This is a genomic window from Zooshikella ganghwensis DSM 15267, from assembly GCF_000428585.1.
GTDB classification, from domain to species: Bacteria; Pseudomonadota; Gammaproteobacteria; order Pseudomonadales; family Zooshikellaceae; genus Zooshikella; species Zooshikella ganghwensis.
Window position 1 is genome coordinate 1 of the sequence record NZ_AUAF01000413.1, and the last position, 1,103, is coordinate 1,103.

Below are 1,103 nucleotides of genomic sequence, written 5' to 3' on the forward strand. Positions count from 1 at the left end.
CGGTGAAACCCTCTGGGCGTCGGGGACTTGAAAAGCGTTACCGCTGAAGTGAGGGCGCATTATAAAGGCCTCCCTCACAGATGCAACCTTTTTTTCAAATTATTTACTCAACCTAAAGTAGGCTAGGTGATGTCTTAATAATAAGACTGTTATGAACATACTTCTTTGGACAAAAGTTAAAGCTGTAGATCATTAAATATCTAAACCGCTCATAAACTTAATTGCATCTTTAATTTCTTCTTCAGAACAATTACTACAGTTGCCGCCTGCAGGCATAGCACCCTTGCCGTTAGTCACACTTTTTATCAACACACTTAAATCACCACTAGCTTCATCAAGCCGGGCTTGCCATGCAGCCGTATCACCTTTCTTAGGTGCATTAGCTACGCCAATACTATGGCAGGCAGTACATGCACTATTATATATATCTTCTCCAGAGCGAGGGCCATCGTTCGCAGCAACAGGAGCAGCTGCCGCTTTAGCGCATTCTTCACCTTCCAGGCAGACTTCACCTACGGGCTTAATACGTTCTACAATCTCATCATTAAGCGCTGCACTAGCTCCTTGTCCAAAAAAGACAGCTCCAGCCACCATCACTGAAGGTAACATATGTTGCAGTAATTTTTTCATCGAACCCACGTTACTATCCCCTTAACAATCCCCACTTAGACCACATCACGTTTTTGTAGCGCCATTAACGTATTCAAGAATGAAAGACACAAGCATTCTTTCTTTGCTAAAGCTCAACTACTGTAGCATTCAACGACCAGTCAACTGTTACGGCTTTTAATACAGATTACTAACATTGCTCAACAAGCTAAGGAAGATACAAGCTATGAGTCCATACCCTATTTCTGCATACAGGTAACATGCGACTTATGTTTCGTTGACACTTTAGTTATATGGCTGGGGATTATAAACCAATTAATTCAACAGCAGAAACTGTATAAGATGCTCATCTTAGCATCTACTTGTTGATTAAGTGGCTTGGAAGTATTTACAAAGCGGCAAGTCATAACGCTCCCGCAGAGCGGGAGGCTTGACAGCTATGAGCAGCCCCAAGGGCTGCCAATGTTAAAGTTCAGTGTTTAAAATTAGCTTCC

At 42.4% G+C, this 1,103-nt stretch carries 1 protein-coding gene; it reads right to left on the minus strand.

The window, feature by feature from the left end; translation table 11 throughout:
- Positions 1-192 precede the first annotated feature (192 nt).
- Positions 193-630, minus strand: a complete 438-nt coding sequence (locus F607_RS0127415; RefSeq protein ID WP_038292738.1) for a c-type cytochrome — start codon at positions 628-630, stop codon at positions 193-195.
- Between the last annotated feature and the right edge of the window lie 473 nt (positions 631-1,103).

Bases quoted from the DNA above. Each gene is read 5' to 3' on its own strand.
- F607_RS0127415 (WP_038292738.1), bottom strand. From the start codon at position 630: ATGAAAAAATTACTGCAACATATGTTACCTTCAGTGATGGTGGCTGGA.